Raw genomic sequence first — 26,145 nt, forward strand, 5'->3', positions numbered from 1 at the left:
CATGCTAATCTGCTGTTCGCTAGCAGGATTCAAAAATACATTATTCGCAGACAGCACGCAAATTTAGCTTGCTAGTTTTGAATGCATTCTTTAATAGGAACGTTTAAAAAATCATCGCTTCAGAAACCATATAATTAAGTGTTTGTTATGTATAAAAGCTAAAAATCTTATACATTTGAGTATGGCATTAGCATATTTAAAAGAGATTGACCAAGAGAGTCGCATTGCTTTATGGAAGATTGAAGAGAGTGAAGCAGAACTGCTAGCCCACTTACAACTCGATGAGCAAGAACAAAAGAAGCTGAGTAGTTTGGCAAAAGGTAAACGCACCTTGCACTGGCTAGCTACGCGTGTACTTCTACGTTATCTCTTGCAAACCAAGGAATATATCAATTGTCCCTCGGATGCGAATGGTAAACCCTATCTTCCAGATTACCCTTATGAAATTTCACTAACGCACTCCTACGATTATGCTGGCGTGATGCTAAGTAGCAAAGGCTATTGTGGTATCGATTTGGAGATTGTTAAAGACAAGGTTCTTCGTATTCAAGATAAATTTTTGAAACCTCAAGAACTTGCTTTTATCAAGCCCGACGAACAGATAAATCAACTCTATGCATGCTGGTGCGCCAAGGAGGCTGTTTACAAACTTCAGGGAAATAAAGGTGTATTTTTTCTACATAATATCACCATTGATCCGTTCGTATATACCGCGCAGGGCGTAATGACAGCACACCTAGATAAGGAAGGTGAAATTAGCAGCTTCCAAGTCTATTATGAGCGATTTAATGAATATATGCTTGGCTACGTTGTCGCTTAACTATGTAGCTCATCGACTTGATCTTGCAAAAGGTCTCTTTTCAAGGACAAGCGCTTATTCCCTTTGTAAATCCGAACAGCAATTAAAAAGTAAGCTAATAGTAGGGGGCCGTAAACCAATCCCATCAGCCCAAATAGCGGGATACCAATAATAACTCCGATGACCGTGATGATCGGATGAATATCTCCTACCTTTTTGGCGATGATTAATCGCAGTACATTGTCAATATTAATTACCAGTCCGAATCCCCAAATCAAGAGTCCTATCCCTTGCCAATTCTGTCCATTAGCCAACAAAACTAACGCGGCAGGTACAAATATCAAGGGAGGTCCTAATAAGGGAACGAAGGATAGAATAGCACATATAACGCCCCAAAAAACAGGATCCTTGGCGCCGAAAATCCAAAAACCAAGCGCAAGACAAGCTCCTTGAATAATCGCAATAATTGTTTGGCCAATAATATTGGCGTAGGTGATGTTTTTAAGCTCTTCTCCAAACGCTACAGCATTCTCGTCATCGAATGGCAAGTAATGGATTAAACTCCCCTCAAAACCCTTATAATTAACAAATAGGAAATACAGGATGAAATACATAACCGTGATGACAAGGAAGGCATTTGCAGCACCACCAAGTGTCGAGGTTAACAAGCCTCCCAGGTAACTAGAGCTTGCCTCGAGTTGTTTTTCCAATAAGTCAGGTTGCCCTAATTTATCCCCAACAAAATGATCGACGGCATCCATTATTTTCTTTACCCATTGCGGATTCTGTTGCAACTCTATGGCTTTATCGAACAGCATTTTCCCAATGCCGACAAAAGGGAGGACAATGATAATAATGGATAGAATAATAAGGAATATGGAAGATGCTGGTTTTGGCCAGTTCCATTGCTCGATCAGAAATATGTTCAGGTTACGAAAAAGCGTATACATGACCATGGTACCAAGAAAGGCTCCAAAAATGCCACGCGTCGCGTAGAGGATGATACCCCCTAAAATGACAACAATTATTAGGATAATCACATTTCGCTCTTTCTGCGAGAAAACATCATTTTTGCTCATAAATTTAGATCTACCTTATGAGTAACAATAAATTAGAAATTTGGTTTTCTTTTCTCTAGAAATGCAGATACACCTTCGTTGAAATCTTCCGAACCAAAGCTCTTTCCGAAACTTTCGATCTCTATTTGATAGCCATTTATGGCTTTCTCCATTCCTGCGTTTACCGCATGAATAGCGTTAGCAATAGCCGATTTCGAGCGTTGATACATCTTATCAAGTAATGCTTGGGCGGCATCTAATAGTTCGTCTTGAGCAACCACTTTATTCACTAGCCCCCATTGATAAGCATCTTTCACATCAATCATATCCCCTGTCAAAATCATTTCCAATGCTTTTCCACGACCTACGAGTTGCGTGAGGCGTTGTGTTCCTCCATATCCGGGAATCAAGCCTAACGATACTTCTGGCAATCCCATTTTTGCAGTTTCAGCAGCAATGCGGATATGACAAGCTAAAGCAAGCTCAAGCCCTCCTCCAAGTGCAAATCCGTTAATCGCGGCAATGATTGGTTTGGGGAAATTGGCAAGCATGTCCATTAGTTCATGTCCAAATACGGAGAGTTCCATCGCTTGTTCATCCGATTTACCTACAAACTCCTGAATATCTGCCCCTGCAACGAAGGCCTTTGCCCCAGCACCAGTCAAGATTACACCGCGTGTATTCTCATCTTGTTTCAATGCTGTAAATACAGTTTTCAACTCAGCAATCGTATCGTAATTTAAAGCGTTGAGTTTAGACTCACGATTGATCGTCACGTAGGTGGTAAATCCTTTATGGGTTAGTAATACATTTTCGTAGCTCATAATTAAAAATTGATGTTAATAGATACTCTAACTCTTTCCTTTTCCCCATTTGGTAAACCCTGGTAGGTTAATCGTTTCACATACTCAACCCTCAAAAAATTTAGGATATTGTCAATTCCGACAGAACCTTCCCAGTATGGAGCGGTATTTAAAATCTGTGTTAAAATTTGTCCTTCGTTATTTTTATCAAATTCAACGACATCATTACTAATATAAGGGTTATTACGATCACTCATCTTTCCATAAAACATATTGGCTCCCCAAATCTCCCTTAAGTTTAATTTTTTAAGAAGTGGAATCTTGTTAAATAGAAATCCCTGCAATTCATGTGAAAAGCCAAATTTCAGGTATTGATCTGCTGCGAATTCCATTTGGTTCATCATGCTATAATCAATTGCGTGTCGATCATCTGGTTGCTTCACATTCGGCATCTCAAGTAGTGTATAAGGTAAAGTTCCCCAAATCTTTCCTCCTGTTAATTTTACATCGGCAAATCCCAATTGATTTAAGAAAAACCGTTTAGAAGCCGCAAGGGATAGCTTTTCATAGGCATAACTTGTATTCCAAAAGCCATCTAAACTTCGCGTATATTTAACGTTGAAAACGGGGTATTTTTCTTTGATCGTCCTTCTTGTTAAGTTTCTATAGTAGAATTTTTCATAGGGTGCCCATCTTAAATCCACATGCGCCTCATTCGTATTCACTTCCGTTACTAATAATTCAGGGTTTCCTGAATTTACCAAACGCAAATCGCCTACTGTGTTTCTACTTTGATGGGTAAAGCCTGTGGTTAAGCTTAAGTGGTTACCAAATTCGATTACATGCTGAAGTTGATATCCCTGTGTATCAAACCACTTTGTAGGTCTATTTTTTCGAATCGATCGAAAAAAACTATCTCCTTTCAAGAATGCTAATTGCTGTCCAGGCTCCATAATATCGCTTTGAACTGTTCCTTCGATGTAGTGAGCCGGGAAAGTCACGACAGACTCGCCATTTAAGGAAACCGCTGAGCGGAGATAATACTTCAGCTTTTGGTCATCCATGCCATACGCTAAGTAGCCTTCAAAAAAAGCTTTATTTGTTAAATCTTGAGTGGTTCGACCACCAATACGAATTCGATTTCCTTCAATATTATTTCTGCTATACAAGTATTCAAGCGGTCCAAGCTCGAATTTGCCTAAGTTGTAATAACCTTGCGCTATTAAGTAGCCTAAGCCTAGCATCGTCTTAAAACTCTGTTTATTATTGAGTTGTTCAATATTCTGATAAGTTGCCTTTTCAAAAGAGCTGAGCTCGACGGGGCGCTTTGTTGCGATAAGTTTTGCTTGCGGTTGCAATTCGATGGGAGCCCCTTGAAACGCGCCATCAGGGATTGTTGCTGGCAACTGATAATCAGTATGTACACTCAGGCGATCTGCAAAAACCGCATCACCTCGTTTAGTACCAAACGATATAAAAGCATGTGCAGTATCGAGTAACATGATTCCTTCTTCATTCTTGCGGTAGTGAAAAGTCAACTCTCCTTGATTCACCCAGTTGATATTCGCCTCTTTATCGATGGATAAAAAAGCCTTCTTTACTGCATAGCTTCCATCCATACTTACTTGAAGCTTTCCTTTGAACAAGAGATCCGTAGCGTTCCTAGGTTCAAAAGCTAACTGAATGAAATAACCTTCTTTATTGAATATGGTATCTAGAATGTAGTATTTGTAGAATACTTTCCCATTGTCAGCAATAGGACTTAAAAACTGTTTATTGAGAATAAAGATACTCTCGTCGTAGACGTCAATCGGCTGAAAAACATAGTTCAAATAAGATTGGATATTGTGGTTGTTGATATATCGCTTATCAAACTCTGTTTGCTTTTGGCTGTAAACTAATTTCTTATACTTGGATGGATTTTTCTTGTTGTATACTTTGGCGTTGCTCTCTTCCATGAAGATGGTGAGTAGCTTCTTATCTTTATACTGAGTGGTATCTAAGTTATTGAAGAAAAAATTCAGGTCAGAAAGCCCTAATTTGAACATGGGTTTAGGATTCACCATTCCGAATTTGAGCTTATCGTATTGCTCAAAAGACAAACTATCCTTTCCCTTTAATCGATTTTGCTGTTTATGTTTAACAACGAGATCAATTAGTTCAACAGCCTTATTGTTTCTATTTCTATATTTTCCACGATGTGTTATGGAAATGGCTTCAAGCGTATTCGCTTCGTCATCCATCAATAAAGTTATGGCTGTATCTGCCGTACTGATGGTTTTATGCAACACTTTATACCCCATCGCGCGCACTTCGACCTTATACTCTCCAGCTTTCAGCTGTAGGGTAAATCGCCCAAGGGAATCTGTAGATGTTGCCTGTTGATCTTTTATCGAAAGAATCGTGGCTCCAGCAAGGGGTTCCTTCGTATCCTTATCTATTACCCTTCCGCTAATCGGCGATTGTGCATATACGACAGCATTGTTGCTTAGGGTAATAAATAATCCGAAGAACAATAAACATAGTAATCTTACAATCCGCATAATCAACTCTGAATGTTTATAAAGATACAATTTGTTGTGAAAGTTCAAATTATTTAACGAGAAAAGGTCGACAAATTGTACAGCAATTACTTACATACCTAAAAATAAAATCCAGTAGGTAGGTATTTTCAGCAAATTTTCAAAAACAAAAAGCCCCGTTAGTAAACTAACGGGGCATATATCTGCTATCGATTATTAAATTAATCGAATAATAAGGTCCGGATAAATACCAATTACAATGGTTAAGATCACTGCCAATCCGAATACAAATTGAAAGTTGACTGGAAGTTGTACTTGTGATTCTTCTTCTGATTTCATAAAGTACATATGTACAATAATTCGGAAGTAGTAGAATATACCAATCGCTGCATTTATAGCTGCTAAAATTAATAATACGGTATGGTAATCGTTCATCACATTACTAAACATCATAAACTTACCAATAAAGCCCGCAGTTAGTGGAATACCGGCTAACGATAACATCGCTATTGTGATTGCGAATGCTAAGCCAGGGTTTTTCTTTCCGAGCCCGTTAAAGGATTCAAATTGATCTGATCCGATATGACGTTTCACCAAGATAAGTGCACCAAAGGCTATAATCGAGGAAAGTCCATAAGCAACTGCGTAGGTAAGAATCCCAGACGCAGAGGTTGCACCAATGGAAAGGATCGCGAATAGCATGTATCCAGCATGTGAAATACTAGAGTATGCCATCATACGCTTGAAACTTGTTTGCATCAACGCAGATATGTTTCCAACGAACAAAGTGATAATTACTATAGTCAGCAAGATAGGCGTCCAGAATTCATTCAATGGTACTAATACCGTACTGAATAAGCGTAAAAATCCAGCAAATGAAGCAATCTTCACTACTGTACTCATAAAGCTCGTAATTAAAATAGGCGCTCCATCATATACATCGGGTGTCCAAAAGTGAAAAGGTGCCACACCGACCTTGAAACATAAGCCAACAAGCATTAATAAGATACCACCATAAAACAAAGGTGATATACCTGTTGGATTTGCTACAATATATTCTTTTAAAGCTGTTAAATCGAAGGTTCCTGTCGCTCCATACATGAGGGTTATTCCAAACAATAAGAAACCCGTAGAGAATGCCCCCATAAGGAAATATTTTAAGGACGCTTCATTCGAGGCTTTATCTTTTCTTCGAATACCAACAAGGATATAAAGTGCGACAGACATAATCTCTAACCCAATGAACAGCATCGCAAAGTTGTGGTAAGAACTTACCAGAAGTGCTCCTGTTAGCGAGAAGATAATTAATGTGTAGTATTCTGCAATATTATCGGAGAAACTATTGAAGTACTCCTTAGACAGAAATAGAATGAGAATAGTCAGGCTGATACATACAATAGAGAATGATAAGGCGAAATGATCAAATAAGACCATGCCCTTATATAATGTCACCGCTTCGATATTCCAATAATATAATTCAAACGCCAATGCTCCTAGGAGTCCTAGAATACTTACAGGTAATAATGCATTCTTTGCTTTAAACAAGCCTAAATACAAAATAAGAATACCTAATAAAGAAAGCGTAATAATAGCACCCATAATATATTGTTAACTTGTTCTATTTAATTTGTTGTAATAATTGACTTACCGATGCTTCTGAAATATTCAATAACATATTCGGCAAGATACCGATTACAATTACCAATGCAACGATTAGTACTAATACTAATACTTCTACTCCGTTAATATCTTTTACTTGTACATTGCTGTCAGATATATTTCCAAGCATGGTCTTTTGAAATAAACGCAACATATAAACCGCACCTAAAATTAGTGTAGTCCCTCCGAATACCGCAAACCATACACCGTTAACTGGATATGCAAAGATTCCCTTTAACAATAGGAACTCTCCAATAAATCCATTGGTTAGTGGTAATCCGATTGCTCCCATGATAATAATCAAAAAGCAAGTAGCTAAAATCGGCATACGTGATGCTAGCCCACCTAAGTCAGCGAAGTTTCTCGAGCCCGTACGCTGCTGAATAATATCTATAACAAAGAATAATCCAACAACAGAAATACCATGATTTACCATTTGGATGATAGCACCTTGTATACCCTCTTGTGTTAATGAGAATATACCTGCTGAAATCAAACCTACGTGCGCTATGGAAGAATATGCTATAAGACGTTTTGCGTCGTTCAATTTGAATGCAATTAAAGAACCATATACAACCCCAATTATACTTAGAGTCATCGCTAAAGTTCCGTACTGAGCAACTGCATTGGGTACCAATGGTAATAACCATCTCAGTAAACCAAATAAACCCATCTTAAGCATAATACCAGACAACAACATCGTTCCTGCCGCTGGAGCATGAGTATATGTATCCGGCTGCCATGTATGCAATGGAAATAAAGGAATTTTAATAGCAAAGGCGATAAAGAATGCCCAGAAAACCCATGTTTGAGCACTCTCGGTTAATTTGAGGCTCGTTAAAGTCGACCAGGAAAGGTCGTTCGTTCCGGTTTGTTGATATAAATAGATAATCGCAATTAGCATCAATAAACTTCCAAAGAACGTATAGATAAAGAATTTTAAATTGACACGAATACGATCTCCATCACCCCATAATGCGCAAATAAAATAAATCGGGATTAAGGCAGCTTCCCATCCTACGTAGAATGAAAAAGCATCCAGTGAAATAAATACCAACACCAAGCCTGCTTGCATAAAAGAAATCAAGGCATAGAAATTACCAGATTTGTTATGCGCAAAGCTTGCGAGTATGATTAGCGGAATTAAACCATTAGTCAAAATGAGCATCGGTAGGCTAATTCCATCTATTCCGATTTGAAACTTGATTCCCAAACTTTCTATCCACGTGAATGATTGCGCGAATTGTACGCTTGCATCCGGGATAAAGTTACATAGGAAAGGGACAGTCAATCCCAGTTGTATTAAAGACAAAAGCAATGCTGCCCATCTTGCAGATGATGACTTGATAAATGCTAGGATTATAGCACTTAAAACCGGTAAAAACAGCAGTATAAAAAGGTTATCCATTGATTCCTAAATTCTTTTACTAGACGGTAAATAATCCATAAAGCATGATTGCGATAACACCTATCACCATCATGAAAATATAAAATCCAACATGTCCACTTTGTAATTGTCTAATTCCTTTTCCAGAAGAGACAAACATATCACCAATCCCATTCACTATACCGTCTATGCCCGAAAGCTCAACGATACGCAGTAAAAATTTGGATAGCGCATTTAATGGGCGAACAAATAGGGTATTGTAAATTTGATCGATGTATAGTTTTTGATAAGATAAATTATACAATCCTGTCGATGGTGCATCTGCATCCGCCAACGGAATATCATTCTTCTTTACGTATTTGTTGTAAGCAAATATAGCCATCACAATAGCGCCGACCGCAGAAGCTCCCATTAGGATAAATTCTGTCGAATGTTCCATGTGGAATGGTTCCACAATTGCATTTGTTTGTTTGAATACTGGACTTAAAAAGTTTGCTAACCAATGTCCACCACCTAAGGCTTCAGGAATGTTTAACAATCCACCAACTACAGATAAAACTGCCAATACAATTAAAGGAACAGTCATCTGCCAAGGAGATTCATGCAAGTGATGTTTTTGCTCCGCAGTACCTCTAAATTCACCAAAAAAGGTCAGATAAAGCAATCTAAACATATAGAAAGCTGTACATAGAGCACCTAATAATCCTAATACCCAGTACACAGGGTTGGCAACAAAAGCATGTGCTAAGATCTCATCTTTAGAAAAGAAACCCGAGAGTGGAGGAATTCCTGCTATTGCAATCGTACCTAATAACATCGTTACATAAGTAATCGGCATAAACTTCTTCAAGCCGCCCATAGAACGCATATCTTGATCGTTACTCATCGCGTGAATAACAGAACCTGCTCCTAAGAATAGTAATGCCTTAAAGAATGCGTGAGTTAATACGTGGAAAAACGCTCCTGTAAATGCCCCAACACCTAAGCCTAAGAACATATAACCAAGTTGAGATACCGTTGAATAAGCAAGAACTTTCTTTATATCGTTTTGTGTTATGGCAATAAATGCGGCTATTAATGCCGTTGCGATACCAATGATGGCGATAATCTGCATCGTCACAGGCGAAAGTGTAAACATGATGTTCGAGCGAGCAATCATATAAATCCCTGCTGTTACCATCGTCGCAGCGTGTATTAAAGCCGAAACCGGTGTAGGTCCCGCCATCGCATCCGGTAGCCATGTAAATAATGGTATTTGTGCTGATTTACCTGTCGCAGCAACAAACAGCAATAAAGTAATGGTTAATAATGTGATATCACCCATTGGTAATTTGCCCGCTTCCGTAAATACAGCTCCGTATTCCAATGTTCCAAAGTTGAACAAGATGAAAAACATAGCAATTAAGAATCCTAAGTCTCCAATCCTATTCATTACAAAAGCTTTCTTCGCCGCTTTCGCATAAGTGGAGTTCTTATACCAAAAACCGATTAAGAGGTAGGAACATAGTCCTACGCCTTCCCACCCGATAAACATCACCAAGTAATTTGATCCTAAAACCAACAATAACATGAAGAAAACGAACAGATTCAAATAGGCAAAGTATTTTCCAAATCCTGGATCACCAGCCATATAACAAGCCGAATACAAATGGATTAAGAATCCCACCCCCGTAATGATCAGCAACATGATGGAACTTAAAGGATCCACCAAGAATTTAATATCTACACTAAAGTTTCCAACAGTAAACCAATTGAATATCTCTTTAATAAAAATCCCATCCTCGCCTAACTGTCTAGCTGCATACACTTCTTTGAAAACCCCGCAGCTTAACAAAAACGAGATCAGGATAACACCGCAACCAATTATGGAAATCAGTGGATTTGGAAATTTGTCTCTCAACAATCCCACAATCACGAATCCTAAAAAGGGAATTAATGGTATGGCCCAAATTAATTCTATCATATCTAGTATCTATCTAAATGCTTCTAATTACCACCTTAATTTACTTAAGGACTCTATATCCACCGATTTCGTATTCCTATATACCATAATGATAATAGCTAGACCTACAGCTACTTCTGCCGCTGCTAAAGCCATGATAAAGAATACGAATACTTGCCCGCTAGGATCTCCACGATAAGCGGAAAAAGCGGCCAATAATAAGTTTACTGAGTTCAACATGAGCTCAATTGACATCATAATAATGATGACATTACGACGGATGAGCACACCAGTTACTCCAATCGCAAAAATAATACTGCAGAAAATCAAATAATGATTTAGGGGTATCCCCTGCATATTTTGAATAAGACTATCCATGCTGTTTAACTCGTGTTTCTTTTTTCGCTAATAATACGGCACCTACCATCGCTGTTAATAACAGAATTGATGATATTTCAAAAGGAAGTAGGAAATCGCTAAATAACACTTTCCCTAGATTTTTTACCAATCCTATATTCTCATGTCCCTGAACCATTTCGTTGTTGCTTTCTAATAGTCTGAAAGCTCCTAAGAAAGTTACTATTAAACACATCCCCGCAACAATGCCCATAATCTTTACGAGATTAGACTTCATCGGCTCTGTTTCTTTATTAAGATTTAACAGCATCAGTACAAAAAGGAATAACACCATAATGGCGCCCATATAGACAATAAAATTGACTGCCGCCAAAAACTGCGCATTCAATAAGATATAATGAACGGTAAAAGTTGCAAAGGTTATCACCAAATACAATACACTGTGTACTGGGTTCTTCGTGAAGATAGTCATCAACGCAAAGAATATAGATAAGAATGCTACAAAATAGAATATCGTCATCGCTTAGTTAGTAATTTGTTGTTGATTTAATTTCGTGATATCGAACTTTGGTTCCAACAACTTATCTTTTCCATAAATAAAGTCTTTACGTAGGTAATCTGCCGTTACGTGCTTACCATCTAGATAAATAGCTTCTTTTGGACATGCTTCCTCACATAGGCCACAGAAAATGCAACGTAGCATATTGATCTCGTATACGACAGCATATTTTTCTTCACGGAATAGTAGCTCCTCTCCTTTCTTACGTTCGCCAGCAGTCATCGTAATCGCTTCTGCAGGGCAGGATAAAGCACATAACCCACATGCTGTACATCTCTCTCTTCCTAGTTCATCACGTTTTAAGGAGTGTTGTCCACGGAAATTCTTGGAATAAGGACGAATCTCCTCCGGATATTTGATAGTCGGAATCTTTTTGAAAAAGTGCTTTATCGTAATCGATAAGCCTTTCGCGATCGCCGGCAAATATATTCTTTCCCAGAAGCTCATAGGCTTCTGTTCTAATACTTTCTTTCTATTGGATAACGATTGCATACCAGATTATTTAAAATATTCATCAACAACAATAGTTATTACCCCAGTCAATACGATGTTCGCAATCGCTAGAGGTATTAACATTTTCCATCCCAAATTCATTAATTGGTCGTATCTGAACCTTGGCAAGGTCCATCTAATCCACATAAAGAAGAAGATAAATCCGAATATCTTAAGGAAAAAGACAATTACACCAATAATCGTAATCCAGTTTTCAGATAGCCCAAGATCGTACATAAACGGAAAGTTGTATCCGCCAAAATACAAGGCTGCCATTAAAGACGATGACACGAACATATTAATATATTCAGAGAACATATATAAGCCTAACTTCATGGAAGAATACTCAGTATGGTATCCACCAACAAGTTCAGTTTCACATTCAGGAAGATCAAAAGGAACACGGTTACACTCTGCGAATGCACAAACCATAAATATTAAGAAACCTAAAGGCTGAGCCCAAATATTCCAGTTTACAAAACCAGACTGCTGCGCTACGATCTCTCCTATTGATAAGGTTTGAGTAACCATTAATAGCGCAATGATGGACAGTCCCATGGCGATCTCGTAGGAGATACTTTGAGAAGCTGCACGAATTGCACCCATTAACGAAAATTTATTGTTGGATGCCCATCCCCCCAACATAATGCCATAAACACCTAATGCAATTACACCAAATATGTATAAGATTCCGATGTTGACGTCCGCAACTTGTAGACTAATGGTATTGTCTCCAATAGTAAGATTCTGCCCCCATGGGATTACAGCCGAACTAATACAGGCCGTTATAATTGCTAAGGTTGGGCCTAAAACGAATAATGACTTATGTGCTCCTGCGGGGATAATCTCTTCCTTAAAGAAGAATTTACCACCATCACAAAGAGGCTGTAATATACCAGCAATACCCGCTCTGTCCGGACCATATCTGTCCTGCATAAAACCTGCAATCTTACGCTCTGCTAAGGTCGAGTACATGGCAATAACTAAGGTTACTACAAAAACAATAACCACTAATATCAATTTCTCTAATATAAACGCTGTTTCCATCTTCCCTTCCTATTACTTTAATTTCTCAGATCTCGCCAACTGCTCAACATTAGCTTCCTTCAATTGAGGATTCTCCTGAATAACAGCTGGTGGATTAAATGCATGGTAGTGATTGGATGCAATCACAGATTGATCACTCACATTGGTAGGATGCTCCAAGACCCAATCATCGGTATGTTTCTTTTCGAATCGACAAGTATTACAGATAAATTCATCCACCTCATCATACTCATCCTTTCTACCCGTTACACGTATCACATCTGTACCTTTATACCAAAGTGTTACTTTCCCAGAACAAGTTGGACAATCACGATGAGCATCAACTGGCTTCGTAAACCAAACTCTATTTTTAAATCGGAAAGTTTTATCCGTTAATGCACCTACAGGACATACATCAATTACATTCCCAATAAAATCATGATCTAATGCATTTTCAATATAGGTAGATATCTCCGCGTGGTCACCACGGTAAAGAATACCATGCTCACGCTTGCCCGTTAACTGATTGGCAGTAAATACACATCTATAGCATAATATACATCTGTTCATGTGCAATTGAATCTTATCTCCAAGATCCACACGGTCAAAAGTTCTTCTCTCAAACTCATAACGCGTATTAACTGCACCATGCTCATAGCCTAGATCCTGTAATTTACACTCTCCTGCTTGGTCACAAACTGGACAATCTAAAGGATGGTTAATCAATAGCATTTCTACCACCGCTTTTCGTGCATCGACAACATCAGGAGATGTTATGTTCTGTACTTCCATACCATCCATAACCGTCGTTCTACACGAAGCAACTAACTTAGGCATAGGACGAGGATCTTTTTCGGAGCCCTTGCTTACTTTCACTAAACAGGTACGGCATTTACCACCACTACCTTCTAATTTCGAATAATAACACATTGCTGGAGGTACAATATCACCTCCAATTTGACGCGCTGCATTCAATATTGTAGTTCCTGGATCCACCTCAATAGCGATTCCATCGATACTAACTTTAAATTTTTGAATTTCTTCTGCCATTGTCTCGTTCTTTAAAAATAGCTGCTACTGAGTCACTGGTTCCAATGGGTCAGCGTAATGTGCTAAACCATAATTTCTTTGTTGAGACTCCCCCGGATTCAGTATATGCCATTCGAACTCATCTCTAAAGTGACGAATTGCTGCCGCTACAGGCCATGCTGCTGCATCGCCTAATGGACAAATTGTATTCCCTTCGATTCTACGCTGAATATCCCACAATAAGTCGATATCCGCTAAGCTACCATTACCAGATTCTATCTTGTAAAGTAACTTTTCCATCCAACCCGTTCCTTCACGACATGGCGAACATTGCCCACAACTCTCGTGTCTATAGAAACGCGTATAATTCCATGTATTTCTAACGATACATTGATCTTCATCAAATGCGATAAATCCACCGGATCCCATTGCTGTTCCACTTACAAAACCTCCATCTGCTAGAGACTCATAAGTCATTAATCGAGGATTTCCGTTAATTGTCTTAGTAATTAGATTTGCTGGTAGAATAGGAACTGAAGATCCTCCAGCAACAACCGCTTTCAGACGCTTTCCATTCGCAATTCCACCACAATATTCATCAGAAAAGATGAATTCTTCCACTGGAAGTCCCATCTCAATTTCATATACACCCGGTTTAACTAAATTTCCTGAAGCAGATATCAATTTAGTCCCCGTACTTCTTTCGATTCCAATCTTTGCATATTCTTCTCCTCCATCATTGACGATAGGAACGGTAGCAGCGATTGACTCTACGTTATTCACCACAGTTGGACAACCGTATAAGCCGGCAACAGCGGGAAAAGGAGGTTTTATACGCGGATTTCCACGCTTACCTTCTAGTGATTCCAATAACGCAGTTTCCTCTCCACAAATATATGCACCACCTCCTGGTTGAACATATATCTCTAGATCATAACCAGTACCAAGAATATTCTTCCCTAACCAACCCGCAGCTTTTGCTTCTTGAATCGCATTCTCGATAATACGAATCTGCGGCATCATCTCTCCACGGATATAGATATAGGAAGTATTTGCTCCCAAAGCATAGCTGGACACGATCATTCCCTCAATTAAAGCATGAGGAATATTGTTCATCAAATAACGATCTTTGAAAGTCCCAGGCTCTGACTCATCACCATTGCAAACCAAATAACGTGGAACACCTTCAGGTTTTGCTAAGAAGCTCCATTTCATCCCTGTTGGGAATCCTGCACCTCCACGACCACGAAGACCCGATTTCTTCACCTCTTCAACAACATCTTCCGGAGACATTGTCTTTAAAGCTTTCTCGACTGCCCTATATCCACCTTTTTCTCTGTAAACAGCTAAGGTGTTGATACCCGGTACATGAATATGTTCTAATAATAATTTACGTCCCATATGATTAAGCCTCGCTTTTAGCTTTATCTTTTAATTCATTAATAAGCTTATCAACACTTTCCTCGGTCAGGTTTTCATAAAACGTATATGAAGGTCCTATTTGAAGTACCGGTCCGAATCCACATGCTGCAAGACATTCAACACCTCGCCAAGAAAAAAGTCCATCTGAAGTAACTTCTCCCTCCTTAACACCTAACTTATTTTCTATGTGTGTCATAATTTTCTCCGCCCCAACTAAACAACATGGTCCAGTTCGGCAAACCTCTAAAAGATATTTACCTTGAGGTTGGAGTAAAAACATAGTATAGAAAGTTGCCACTTCATATACTTCAATCGGCTGTATGTTAAGAAACAAGGCTACTTTATCCATAGCGTCAACACTTAACCATCCATATTCTTCTTGAACTAAATGAAGAATTGGCAGCAGAGCAGACTTTTGTTTGTCTCCTGGGTAACGGCTAACGACATCGGAAAACTTGTTCAATAGTTCTACCGAAAACTCGACAATAAGATTTTCTTTAACACTAAGCATCTAATTCTCCTGCTATAACATTTAAACTACTCATATTTAAAATTGCATCCGATAACAACATTCCGCTGCTCATTGGAGCAAACATCTGATAGTTAATAAAAGATGGTCTTCTAAAATGCAAACGATATGGCGCTCTTCCTCCATCATGTACTAAATAGAAACCAAGTTCACCATTTGCTCCTTCTACAGCATGGTAAACCTCATCCTTTGGAGCATCCCATTCCCCCATCACAATCTTAAAGTGATAAATTAAAGCCTCCATATTGGTATAGACTTGCTCTTTTGGCGGCAAATAGAAATCTGGTACATCTGCATGGAACACCCCTTTAGGTTCTTTTTCAATTTTCTCTAAAGCCTGCTCAATAATGCGCATTGACTGCCACATTTCTTCATTACGAACCATATAGCGATCATAGACATCTCCATTAGTACCCACTGGGACTTCGAAATCAAATTCCTCATACGAACAGTATGGTGAATGCGCTCTAACATCATAATCCACTCCCGTAGCTCTCAAAATTGGCCCAGACCAACTATAGCTCAAAGCTTCTTCTGGAGTAACTGATGCTACATTTGACGTACGCTCAACGAAAATTCTATTTCTATCGAAAAGCTCTTGAAACTCTCTTAAAACAGGAGGGAAACGCACCAAGAATTCTCTAATTTTTGCAAAAGCAACATCGTTGAAATCTCGTTCAAATCCTCCTATACGACCAATATTAGTGGTTAAGCGTGCTCCACAAATTTCTTCGTAAATCTCATATATAAACTCACGTTCTTGCATTACGTACAAGAAACCAGAGAATGCTCCCGTATCAACACCGAGAATACCATTACAAATAATATGATCCGCAATACGAGCAAGCTCCATCACAATTACACGCATATATTGCACCCTTTTCGGGATTTCGATATCCAACAGCTTCTCCACCGTCATATGCCATCCCATATTATTGATCGGCGACGAACAATAATTTAGACGATCCGTCAATGGGGTAATTTGATAAAACGGTCGGTGCTCTGCGATCTTTTCAAAAGCTCGGTGAATATATCCGATTGTTGAAACACCACTTACTATACGCTCTCCATCAATTTGCACAACATTCTGAAACACCCCGTGTGTTGCTGGGTGAGTTGGCCCAATATTCAGGGTGATCAAATCTTCTTGAGGATCATTATCCTCAAAAACAGGGCTGTTTGTCGATATACGCGTTATTGGTTTACTCATGATTACAATTGCACTTAGCGTCCAAAATAAAAGTCTTTCTTATCAACACGGTTCGGATCCTCTAATGGATACTCTTTCCGCATTGGAAAAACACCTAAATCATCCATGTTCAAAATTCTTCGCAAATCAGGATGTCCCTCAAAATTGATTCCGAAGAAATCGAAGGTTTCGCGCTCCATCCAGTTAGCACCATTCCAAAGGACCGTTGCCGAAGGGATATTCAGATCATTAATATTTAAAAAGACCTTGATTCTGATTCTAACATTAAAAACTAAACTGTGAACATGGTAAACAACCGCAAATGCATTTTCCAATTCTGGATAATGAACTGCAGTTATATCTGTAAGATAAATAAATTGCAGTGTATCATCCTCTTTTAATAGGCGAAGGATTTCAATAACACTGTCCTTGCCCGTCACAATAGTTAGTAAACCTTTCGGTTCAGCGACATGCAAAATTCTATCCGCAAACTGCGACTGCAGCTTATCTAATACTTGTTGATTGTTCAACTTATCCATTGTCAGTTACAATTCCGTACTTTTCCAATAAGGCTTTGTACTCTGGTGTATTTCTTCTATTTAACGACTCGCTTTTTACGATGTCTTGCAAACGTAAAACGCCATCTAGAATAGCTTCTGGGCGTGGTGGACAACCTGGTACATAGACGTCAACAGGAATGATTTCATCAATCCCCTGTAGAACAGAATATGTATCAAAAATACCTCCACTCGAGGCACATGCACCAACAGCGATCACCCAACGAGGTTCCGCCATTTGCACATAAACTTGTTTTAACACAGGAGCCATCTTTTTAGCAATGGTCCCCATTACTAACAACATATCCGCTTGTCTAGGTGAAAAACTCGGACGCTCTGCACCAAACCTAGCTAAATCATATGTAGAACCCATCGTAGCCATAAATTCAATCCCACAGCAAGAAGTCGCAAAAGGAAGAGGCCATAGTGAATTAGCACGTGCTAAACCAATAGCTTTATCCAATGTCGTTGCGAAAAATCCCGCTCCTTCAACACCCGGAGGCGCATCTGATAAGGTAATATTGCTCATTTCAGTATATTTAACGTTTTAAGCTAGCCTAGATTAATCCCAATCTAAAGCTTTCTTTTTAATGATATAAATAAAGCCTAATAACAATAAGCCCATAAAAACAAACATTTCAACTAATCCTTGCCATCCAAATTCCCGAAAATTAACTGCCCAAGGATACATGAAGATAACCTCGATATCAAAAATTACAAAGAGGATCGCAACAAGAAAATATTTAATGGAAAATGGTTGTCTAGCATTACCTACAACCTCAACCCCAGACTCGAAAGCCCCCAGTTTGTTCTCTGTACGAACTTTAGGGCCAATTAAGTGCGTTCCGATAATCGTAACGACCCCAAAGCCCACTGCAACAATTAATTGGATTAATATGGGTAGATAATCAATTGGCGTACTCTGACCTGCTAGCTCATTCATACCTTCAGTTTAAAGTTTATTAGTAGTCTAACAAAAATAGAAAAATAAGTCATAAAAAAAAGGGGCTATTGTCACCAAAAGCCCCTTTTTTCTTATTTTGAATGATTATAAATTACTTCTGATTTAATACATCCACCATCTGCTTCGCAAATGGGTCTTCTGCATTGATTTTCAATGATTCAGCAAAGTGAGTCTTCGCTTTTGCTGCATCACCTTTCAAGTATGCAAAGTAACCTAAATAGTTATGCGCATCTGCAGCGTATGCTTTTTGAGCATCCGTAAGATTAGTACTTGCAGCGATTGCAGACAATAATTCAGTAAATGAACCTACAAATAAACCTTTAGCGTTTTCAGCATCATGAATTACATTATCTAATGCTAACTCAGAAAGTCCCTTGTAGTATAAAGCATTCACTTTATATTTATCAACAACCTCTTGTTTTGTAGCCTTTGCAACTAAATCTAACGATTTAACAGCTGATTCTAAATGCGGTTTCGCCTCTTGGAATTTTGCAGCAACTACTTCAGGAGTAGCTTCTGCTTCTGGAACACTAACCAATTTAGATCCAACACCATACTCTCCAGTTCCCATGTAGTAGTTTGAATCGTAGTAATAATCCGACTCCGGATTAGAAGCAGGGAATGCGAATAATTTTCTAGCTACTTCTTCTTCACCATCTTGTAATTTAGCGAATGCTGTTTCTGCAACTTCCTCGTCTAAATTCTCATCTTCACTTTGTTTAGAGATAGCAACTTTTAAATCTGCATTTCCTTGAGCATCATTACCATTGATAATTTCACTCATCCCTTTAATTAAAAAGTCACGAGCAATAAGACGGCTAGTATCGACTTTAGAGAATAACTGAGTCATATACTCTAAAGATTTAGCGTAATCTTTATCTTGTAAGAACGAAATATAACCTAAGTAACGAAACACCTTAGCATCCACGCCTGCTTGATTAGATAATTCTTGAGAAACTGTTTTCAGTTCATCATAGTTACCTGAATATACCAAGAAGTCAGCGTAACGTACTTTTGCGTCAAGAGAAGCGTCACCAGTTAATGACAAGTATTTCTTGTAATTCTCTACAGCCTTTTGGTTAATCTCACGATATTGATCTTCCGGAGCTTTTTTCGATGACAAGTAATACGTCTCAGCTAATTCACGATAAATTGGACCATACTCAGGGTTTTCACCTGCAAGTGTCGTTAATTGCTCTAATACTACATCGTAAGCTTGCGCTCTACGAGAGATAATCGCTTGACCGATTTTTGGTGCTAATAATTTATCGTTCAACGTTAATGCATCACGATATGCCACATATGCTGGGCTACTTTCGCGTAGACCTGCGTAAGCATCACCTAATGCAGTAGGTACTAATGCGTCCTTAGGAGCACCTTCTTTTGCTTTTGTTAAATATTCAACTGCTTTTTTGTAATCAGGTTTTGGAGCATCAATATATGCTCTACCAATGTAATACAATGGTAAATAATCTTTCTTACCAAGACCAGTAGTAGCTTCAGTAAATTTTGACTCAGCACCACTCACATTACCCTTCTCCAATTCCACGATACCTAAACCGACAACGTTTAATTTTTCTTTTGGAGCGTTGGTTACACCTTGTTGAAAAACGTAAGCAGCAGAATCGATCTTATCATTCACCAAGTGAATTTGACCCAAATAAAAGTAGTTTTCACCATCTTTTGCTTTTTTCTCTACTAGTTGCTGAAGCATCGTTTTAGCTTTATCATATTGCTCCGCTTCCATAGCAGCTTTCGCGTCTTTTAAACTTTGCGCACTCACTGTTCCTACAGCACCCGCTAACAAAAGACTTAAAAATAATTTGCTGTTTGTCATAATCTATTATTTACTCTTTGTTATAAACTAATTTATATTATCCCTAATAATAATTTCTCTTCCAGGCATTGTTGCAGGCAATAAACCTGATTTTAACACGATACGTTGCCCACGATCTCCTGTTAAGAAAGCCGAAAATCCAATACCTAATCCCAGATTCGGTTGATAGTTCAAGACAAAAAACTCAGACTTTAATGGATATTCATTCGTCGCAAATGTACTTTGCGAAGGTTTGAAATACCCGCCTTTTCCATCTTTACTGTCATTTTGAAGGCTTAAGATACGAATTTTATTTTCTTCTCCAAATTTCCTGCGGTATTCTAAATACTGTCCATAAGACACTGCGCCTATGGCATTCGTGTTTTTCAATAGATAGTCAAATACTTCTTGAGAATTCTTGAGTCCTATCACGGAAACTCCAGAAACCTTTTCAATCTTTGTTAATTCTTTAACTCTTCTTAGACTACTTGAATTAGCGTTATCAAACACCAACGATTTTGCCTTCGATTCGCCTGTCAACAATGAAGATAACGTTTTTATATCCATTGAAGTATCTGCTTCCGCAATATTATTTACAAAAACTACGCCATCATAAAAAACAGGATAAATCCTCGGACTAATCGAACGATGCTTAAAACCAACGGATTCTTCCTTACTCAATTCACGCGCAAGAACGGCAAGCGAGGCCTCCCCTCTCAACAACGCATTGATTGCTTCACGCTCAGGCAGAGGAATTAAATTAATCTTCGAATTCACATAACTATCCTTGAACACATCCACTTGTTCGAGCATGATCGGATAAATTGCTTCATCCACAATAACGGACATTTCCCCGGTCAAGATATCATCTTTTCCCGCAGTTGCTTCCTTATTCTCTGCCGCTGCCGTTTCCGATTTCTTATTATTTGAACAGGAATAGACAATAGCAAGTCCTAAGAAGAGCATAACAATACCATATATTCTATGCTTTCTCATATACTATTAGAATGAATAAATGCGCGAAGGATTAACTAATTCCTAAAGTTATTTTGCCACAGGCGGGCAAAGCGCATAAATGAATAAACGATTAACAGGATGCCAAAAAGAGTTTTATAAGTCGGGTTTATCTCAATTGGAAAATTATTCCAAAAAATCACAAGTAAGCCCACGACAAAATAAAAGCCAAACATGAACAGTCCTAAAATGGACAGAAATCGCTGTGTGGGCGATTTCTGTCTAAATTTACTTCTTGTTGAATGATCCGACATATCGAATTACATTTGTGACAAGTCTAAGCGCAATGGAATCGAATAGCGTACCGGAACTGGGCGACCATTCTGAATACCAGGGCTCCAATTTTTAGATTTCTTCAATGTATTGATCAAAGCTTGACCAGTACCATAAGATAAATCTCTATTAATTTTGATGTCTGTTACTTTACCAGATTTATCGATTACGAAAGATGCTTCAACCGTACCCTTAACACCTGCGTCAATAGCCGCTTGTGGGTAAGAGTAGTTATTTTGCACCCATGTACGGAAGGCGTTTACACCCCCTGGATATTCTGGTTGTACCTCGATGGCTTCGAAATCGTAAACCTTGTTCGCGTCACCACCTTCTACACCTTTTGTACTACCTGTAATTGCACCTTCAACTTTTTTAGGACCAAATTCTCCAGTAGGAACACCAGCAGCGCCGGGAGTACCTTTTAAAGTGATACGTGCAGGAGTAGCGTTTTTCTCTTTGATCTCTTCCTGAGATACAACTTCCTCTTTTACTTGTCTCGCATCAACAACTTTCGGCTCAGGGAAACGGATTAAGTCTTCCGCTGGCGGCTCTTCAGCGATACGTTGAGGAGGTGTTTCTTCTTCAGGAATTGGCTCTTCCTCTTCCTCAGGCTCAGGAATCTCTAAGTCTTCTAAGGTAACCTCAGTTACAACAGGAGCTTCCTCGACAGCTTTCTCAGGAAAAATCTTGATATCGAAAGCCTTTATGGCTACGAATAAAAGAACAACCGCCGATACAGAGAATAGAGCAATATTGGTAGCAATCGGTGCATACTTACGTAATGCATAAGCCCCATATTCTTTATTTCTATTCTCGAAAACGACATCAAGCCATTCTTTCTTAAATAAATCTAATTTTGAACCTATCATGTTTTTCCAATTTTTTATCTTGAATACTAGTCGTTATAGATTCCATTCGTTTTTAAAACTTCAACCTCTTCAGGTTTAATTTTAGAAATCATATAACGTTTAATATCCGTGATTTTCATTTCATCTAATATGTCAACGAGGTTACGTTGAACTGATTGATCACTTGGACGAATAACGACGATTAAGTCCTTACCCTGCGCTACCTTAGGAACTTGTGCTTTCTTTTCTAAAAGAAGTTGACGAATTCCTTCTTTACTGTAATCAACTACAGTTGGAGGAGTAATCGGCTTTGCCAACTGACCATAATACCAGGCAATCTTGTTATCTGAGCCTAAAAGCAAAGTGATTGAACGGTTATCCGCGATGTCAATCTCTGGCTGTTTATCGTTCCAGTCTTTGTTTTTATCTGGCATTGCAACATCCATTGCTTGTGGCTTATTCAAAGACGTTGTAAGCATGAAGAAGGTAATCAGTAGGAACGCTAGATCCACCATCGCGGTTAAATCTACGCGGCCACCATTTTTCTTCGACCTTACCTTGCCGCCTTTTTTGCCACCACCGGAGTCTTGATTTAATTCTGCCATTTTACCTTGTTAATTTTCCTGACGTAAACCTGTCACAAAACTAAATTTGTTTTGCTTTTGATTTCTCAGGGTTTCAATGATCAAATTCATGATTGAATACTTCTCTTCAGCGTCTGCTTTAATCGCAACTTTCATCGGCCCTGGATCTACCCAGTTTTTAACCTTTGTCTCTTGATCACGATTAAACTCTACTGTAGCTAGGCGAGCTTGTTGAACCCATTGGTACAATTCGTTCGTGTTGGCTTCTGTACTATCCACAGGAATTCCTGGTTGGATGTCTTCCGTACGTTTGTCATTCTCTAGCGAAAGTAGGGCGCGCAAATTCTTGATAGGAACGCCGAATTCGTCTAGTGCTTTAAACTTCTCATAATCTTGTTCCGAGAAAGCTACACCATATTTTGCAGACATGTTCTTTAAAGTTATTTTTCTAACTTCCGGATTTTTTACTCCGAAGAACACTTTTCCTTTGTTACCTACAGTGATTACCGACAAGTTATCATCTGGTAATTTATCCAATGTAGTTGACGCGGGGGTATCTACTGGCATAACCTCTGGCTGACGCGCAGTTGCAGTCAATACGAAGAAAGTAAGAAGTAAAAAAGACACGTCACACATCGCCGTCATGTCGATGGCGGTACTGGCTCTTTTTACTTTTGCTTTTCCCATTTCTTTACTTCTTTAAGTGAATACTCTAATTCGTTCTATTATAATGATGATCTAGTGTTAAAGATTCCATAAAAAATCTTCAAATTTTTAAATCATCTTATTTGTGGTTCGCAGCGTATGTTTGTACGATTGAGAAACCAGCCTCGTCGATAGAGTAAGTTAATGTATCGATCTTAGAAGTTAAGATGTTGTAGAAAATAATAGCGATAGTAGATGTACCGATACCTGTAGCCGTATTAATTAAGGCCTCAGAGATACCGTTTGCTAATTTAGCTGAATCTGGAGCACCACCTGTTGCCAATGCCGAGAAGGCCTTGATCATACCTGTTACTGTTCCTAATAGACCTGTTAATGTACCGATAGATACTAATGTTGCAAGAACTGTTAAGTTTTTCTCTAACATTGGCATCTCTAAAGTTGTAGCTTCTTCAATCTCTTTTTGGATTGCTAATACTGATTTTTCAGTATCTAAACCTGGATGAGCTTCAACATCTTTGTATTTTAATAAACCTGCTTTGATCACGTTTGCAACAGAACCTTTTTGTTTGTCACACTCTTGAATCGCATTATCAATGTTACCTGATCTTAATAAACCTTGTACTTTTCTTACAAAGTTTCCTACATTTCCAGTTCCAGACGCCTTACCGATAACGATGAAACGCTCGATTGAAAACACCCATACCATTAAGAATAATCCTAAAAGCACTGGCACAACTAAGCCGGCGTGGTAAATCATACCGAAATAGTTACCTGGTTTTGGTTGGTTCTCTGGGTTGTTGTCGATAAAGTTGTTAGGATCACCCATTACAAACTTGTAAACCAAGAAACCAATGATTAAACAAATGATAATTGCTAAACTCGCAAATAAATTACCCGCATTGCCACTTTCTTGTTTAGCTGGGGCTGTTGTAGTTTTTGGTGCGTTTGCCATTTTTACTAATTTTTAGATTTTTTACTGTTGTTTAATTATTAAGTTAAATTCAATTTAATGCAATCCAAATGCCGTTATATTACATTAATTTAAAACAAATATAGCATTTTATGTTAAAAACAAAATTAATTTGAAGATATCTGATTGTTCAGCTTTTTGGGCTCTGTTATGTTTTCATTGATATGCTTCAGCAGTCTCCAATCAATGCTTACTTGTTCGTACTACATAACGGTTGAATATTCCTGTCATATTTTTTACAATGAAAACCATTTTTTTTTTGATATGCAAATTATCAAATCGTTAAATGTAAAAATTAAGTGAGCGTTCACTTACAAAAGTTAAGTGTCAAAACAATGTCAGCTGAGCCTGAGCTTTGAGTATACCTTTGTTTTTTAGTGAATTAGCGCATATAAAATTCACTATCCTCCAAATCCTTTCACTTGGTAACCTTCACTCTGTAGATATTGGATTATTTTGTCTTTAAATTCCCCTTGTATCAAGATTTCACCATCCTTAGAACTACCGCCAACACCACATTTCTGCTTTAAAACCTTAGCTAAATCGTCCAAATCACCTTGTGTTCCGATAAAACCGGTAATTAAAGTAACTACTTTCCCTTTTCTAGCTTTCCGATCTAACCCAACTTTCAGTTTTTGCTTACCTTTTGGTAAAGTATCAATATCGACACTATCGTCAGACTCCACGTATGAAAATTCGTCCGAAGTCGAATACACAATTCCTTCAAATCGTTGCTTCTTCTGCTTACTCATTTATTAACATATTATATTTAACGCTTTTTCCATCACTTCTATTTCAATTCGCTGACCTAAATCTTTGGGTTCACCATCCAAATGCACCGGATCTTTCCCTTCTTGCTCAATAATTATATGCTTGCCAGGTATAATTTCAACGTATTCAGACTGATCAGCCGTTTTGTTAAAAAGATGAAAAATCATCATCGGAAGCGTGTAGAGTGGAAACTTATGAACGATACAAACGTCCAATAATCCATCCGTAATAGAAGCGTTAGGAGCGATATAGGCGTTATTTCCATACTGTGGTGAATTGGCCACAGAAATCATAAACGCTTCGCGCTCATAGCTTTTGCCATCAATTGTAAACCGATATTTCTTCGGCTTATAGTTACTGAGAACGTTGATAACTGTTCTAAGGTAGCCTACCGGCCCGCGGAACGTTTCGTTAGCGAATTTATCACTTACCGACGCATCGAACCCCATACCCGCAATATTAAAGAAACGCTCGTCCCCAACTTTCGCGCAATCAACCGCAACGGAATCAAAGCGATTTATTCGACGCAAGGCTGCCGATTCATTCATCGGTATACCTAGATAGAGTGCTAATCCGTTACCGGAACCTTCTGGTATAATACCTAAAGGAGTATCCGTCCCTGCTAATGCAGATCCAATTTCATTGATTGTTCCATCACCACCAACGGCAATCACCGCATCATATTTTTCATCGATTGCTTGCTGCGCCAGTTCAAAGGCGTGATTCACATGATTGGTAGTTTTAAAAGTTGGTTCGAAACGACTCAAATCAAGAACCTCCAACACCTGTTTATTGAACGCTGTTTTCTTCTTACCTCCTGATACTGGGTTCACTACAAACAGAATGCGTTTTTTTGTCATTTTAAAATATAAATTCTGCTAAAGATAATAATTTGAACGAAATACTTTT

Annotated in this window: 26 protein-coding genes; 1 reads left to right on the forward strand and 25 read right to left on the reverse strand. The window is 38.5% G+C overall.

Translation table 11 applies throughout. From position 1 onward, the window contains the following. Positions 1 to 181 precede the first annotated feature (181 nt). Positions 182 to 820, forward strand: coding sequence for a 4'-phosphopantetheinyl transferase superfamily protein (locus GFH32_RS17455; RefSeq protein WP_153512822.1), 639 nt, complete (start codon positions 182 to 184; stop codon positions 818 to 820). Here GFH32_RS17455 and GFH32_RS17460 read toward each other — a convergent pair. From GFH32_RS17460 to GFH32_RS17580, 25 genes are all read right to left on the reverse strand, one after another. After that, positions 817 to 1,878, reverse strand: coding sequence for an AI-2E family transporter (locus tag GFH32_RS17460; protein ID WP_153512823.1), 1,062 nt, complete (start codon positions 1,876 to 1,878; stop codon positions 817 to 819). The two genes, GFH32_RS17455 and GFH32_RS17460, sit on opposite strands and share 4 nt — an antisense overlap. Positions 1,879 to 1,910: 32 nt before the next feature. Further along, on the reverse strand, positions 1,911 to 2,681 hold the full coding sequence (locus GFH32_RS17465) for an enoyl-CoA hydratase/isomerase family protein (protein WP_153512824.1): 771 nt from the start codon (positions 2,679 to 2,681) through the stop codon (positions 1,911 to 1,913). A gap of 2 nt (positions 2,682 to 2,683) precedes the next feature. Beyond that, the gene (locus tag GFH32_RS17470; protein ID WP_153512825.1) at positions 2,684 to 5,203 is read right to left on the reverse strand and encodes a DUF5686 and carboxypeptidase-like regulatory domain-containing protein; all 2,520 of its coding nucleotides are present in this window, start codon (positions 5,201 to 5,203) and stop codon (positions 2,684 to 2,686) included. A 195-nt stretch (positions 5,204 to 5,398) separates the two neighbouring features. Then, complete coding sequence (locus tag GFH32_RS17475) at positions 5,399 to 6,781, reverse strand: NADH-quinone oxidoreductase subunit N (protein WP_153512826.1); 1,383 nt, start codon at positions 6,779 to 6,781, stop codon at positions 5,399 to 5,401. A gap of 19 nt (positions 6,782 to 6,800) precedes the next feature. After that, positions 6,801 to 8,249, reverse strand: coding sequence for a complex I subunit 4 family protein (locus GFH32_RS17480; RefSeq protein WP_153512827.1), 1,449 nt, complete (start codon positions 8,247 to 8,249; stop codon positions 6,801 to 6,803). Between the two features lie 19 nt (positions 8,250 to 8,268). Beyond that, positions 8,269 to 10,191 (reverse strand): NADH-quinone oxidoreductase subunit L, encoded by a 1,923-nt coding sequence (nuoL, locus tag GFH32_RS17485; RefSeq protein ID WP_153512828.1) that lies wholly within the window; start codon positions 10,189 to 10,191, stop codon positions 8,269 to 8,271. Positions 10,192 to 10,218: 27 nt separating this feature from the next. Continuing rightward, positions 10,219 to 10,548, reverse strand: a complete 330-nt coding sequence (gene nuoK, locus GFH32_RS17490; protein WP_153512829.1) for an NADH-quinone oxidoreductase subunit NuoK — start codon at positions 10,546 to 10,548, stop codon at positions 10,219 to 10,221. After that, a complete protein-coding gene (locus GFH32_RS17495; RefSeq protein WP_153512830.1) occupies positions 10,541 to 11,047 on the reverse strand; it encodes an NADH-quinone oxidoreductase subunit J family protein in 507 nt (168 codons plus the stop codon). Before GFH32_RS17495 ends, nuoK begins: the two co-directional genes overlap by 8 nt. 3 nt (positions 11,048 to 11,050) lie before the next feature. After that, complete coding sequence (locus GFH32_RS17500) at positions 11,051 to 11,578, reverse strand: NuoI/complex I 23 kDa subunit family protein (RefSeq protein ID WP_153512831.1); 528 nt, start codon at positions 11,576 to 11,578, stop codon at positions 11,051 to 11,053. Positions 11,579 to 11,584: 6 nt separating this feature from the next. After that, a complete protein-coding gene (gene nuoH / locus GFH32_RS17505) occupies positions 11,585 to 12,625 on the reverse strand; it encodes an NADH-quinone oxidoreductase subunit NuoH (RefSeq protein WP_153512832.1) in 1,041 nt (346 codons plus the stop codon). A gap of 12 nt (positions 12,626 to 12,637) precedes the next feature. Beyond that, complete coding sequence (locus GFH32_RS17510; protein WP_153512833.1) at positions 12,638 to 13,654, reverse strand: 2Fe-2S iron-sulfur cluster-binding protein; 1,017 nt, start codon at positions 13,652 to 13,654, stop codon at positions 12,638 to 12,640. Positions 13,655 to 13,678: 24 nt separating this feature from the next. After that, positions 13,679 to 15,034, reverse strand: a complete 1,356-nt coding sequence (gene nuoF, locus GFH32_RS17515; RefSeq protein ID WP_153512834.1) for an NADH-quinone oxidoreductase subunit NuoF — start codon at positions 15,032 to 15,034, stop codon at positions 13,679 to 13,681. Positions 15,035 to 15,038: 4 nt separating this feature from the next. Further along, positions 15,039 to 15,566, reverse strand: a complete 528-nt coding sequence (locus GFH32_RS17520) for an NADH-quinone oxidoreductase subunit NuoE family protein (protein WP_153512835.1) — start codon at positions 15,564 to 15,566, stop codon at positions 15,039 to 15,041. After that, complete coding sequence (locus tag GFH32_RS17525) at positions 15,559 to 16,794, reverse strand: NADH-quinone oxidoreductase subunit D (RefSeq protein ID WP_194285652.1); 1,236 nt, start codon at positions 16,792 to 16,794, stop codon at positions 15,559 to 15,561. Before GFH32_RS17525 ends, GFH32_RS17520 begins: the two co-directional genes overlap by 8 nt. A 14-nt stretch (positions 16,795 to 16,808) precedes the next feature. Next, entirely contained in the window at positions 16,809 to 17,312 is a 504-nt protein-coding gene (locus GFH32_RS17530) for an NADH-quinone oxidoreductase subunit C (RefSeq protein WP_153512836.1), read from the reverse strand. Continuing rightward, entirely contained in the window at positions 17,305 to 17,859 is a 555-nt protein-coding gene (locus tag GFH32_RS17535) for an NADH-quinone oxidoreductase subunit B (RefSeq protein ID WP_153512837.1), read from the reverse strand. Before GFH32_RS17535 ends, GFH32_RS17530 begins: the two co-directional genes overlap by 8 nt. A 33-nt stretch (positions 17,860 to 17,892) precedes the next feature. After that, complete coding sequence (locus GFH32_RS17540) at positions 17,893 to 18,273, reverse strand: NADH-quinone oxidoreductase subunit A (protein ID WP_153512838.1); 381 nt, start codon at positions 18,271 to 18,273, stop codon at positions 17,893 to 17,895. A gap of 112 nt (positions 18,274 to 18,385) precedes the next feature. After that, positions 18,386 to 20,131 carry a tetratricopeptide repeat protein gene (locus tag GFH32_RS17545; RefSeq protein WP_153512839.1) on the reverse strand — a complete coding sequence of 582 codons (1,746 nt, stop codon included), beginning with the start codon at positions 20,129 to 20,131 and terminating at the stop codon, positions 18,386 to 18,388. Between the two features lie 27 nt (positions 20,132 to 20,158). Next, positions 20,159 to 21,106 carry a PstS family phosphate ABC transporter substrate-binding protein gene (locus tag GFH32_RS17550; RefSeq protein WP_153512840.1) on the reverse strand — a complete coding sequence of 316 codons (948 nt, stop codon included), beginning with the start codon at positions 21,104 to 21,106 and terminating at the stop codon, positions 20,159 to 20,161. A gap of 278 nt (positions 21,107 to 21,384) precedes the next feature. After that, positions 21,385 to 22,266, reverse strand: a complete 882-nt coding sequence (locus tag GFH32_RS17555; RefSeq protein WP_153512841.1) for an energy transducer TonB — start codon at positions 22,264 to 22,266, stop codon at positions 21,385 to 21,387. A gap of 26 nt (positions 22,267 to 22,292) precedes the next feature. Continuing rightward, a complete protein-coding gene (locus GFH32_RS17560) occupies positions 22,293 to 22,850 on the reverse strand; it encodes an ExbD/TolR family protein (protein WP_153512842.1) in 558 nt (185 codons plus the stop codon). A 9-nt stretch (positions 22,851 to 22,859) separates the two neighbouring features. Then, positions 22,860 to 23,516 (reverse strand): ExbD/TolR family protein, encoded by a 657-nt coding sequence (locus GFH32_RS17565; RefSeq protein WP_153512843.1) that lies wholly within the window; start codon positions 23,514 to 23,516, stop codon positions 22,860 to 22,862. Positions 23,517 to 23,613: 97 nt separating this feature from the next. Continuing rightward, the gene (locus tag GFH32_RS17570) at positions 23,614 to 24,447 is read right to left on the reverse strand and encodes a MotA/TolQ/ExbB proton channel family protein (RefSeq protein ID WP_153512844.1); all 834 of its coding nucleotides are present in this window, start codon (positions 24,445 to 24,447) and stop codon (positions 23,614 to 23,616) included. A 419-nt stretch (positions 24,448 to 24,866) separates the two neighbouring features. Then, positions 24,867 to 25,217 carry a translation initiation factor gene (locus tag GFH32_RS17575; protein WP_153512845.1) on the reverse strand — a complete coding sequence of 117 codons (351 nt, stop codon included), beginning with the start codon at positions 25,215 to 25,217 and terminating at the stop codon, positions 24,867 to 24,869. 3 nt (positions 25,218 to 25,220) lie between these two features. Then, positions 25,221 to 26,096: a diacylglycerol/lipid kinase family protein gene (locus GFH32_RS17580; RefSeq protein ID WP_153512846.1), complete on the reverse strand. Its 876-nt coding sequence runs from the start codon at positions 26,094 to 26,096 to the stop codon at positions 25,221 to 25,223. Positions 26,097 to 26,145 lie beyond the last annotated feature (49 nt).

The organism is Sphingobacteruim zhuxiongii, from assembly GCF_009557615.1.
Classification (GTDB): Bacteria; Bacteroidota; Bacteroidia; order Sphingobacteriales; family Sphingobacteriaceae; genus Sphingobacterium; species Sphingobacterium zhuxiongii.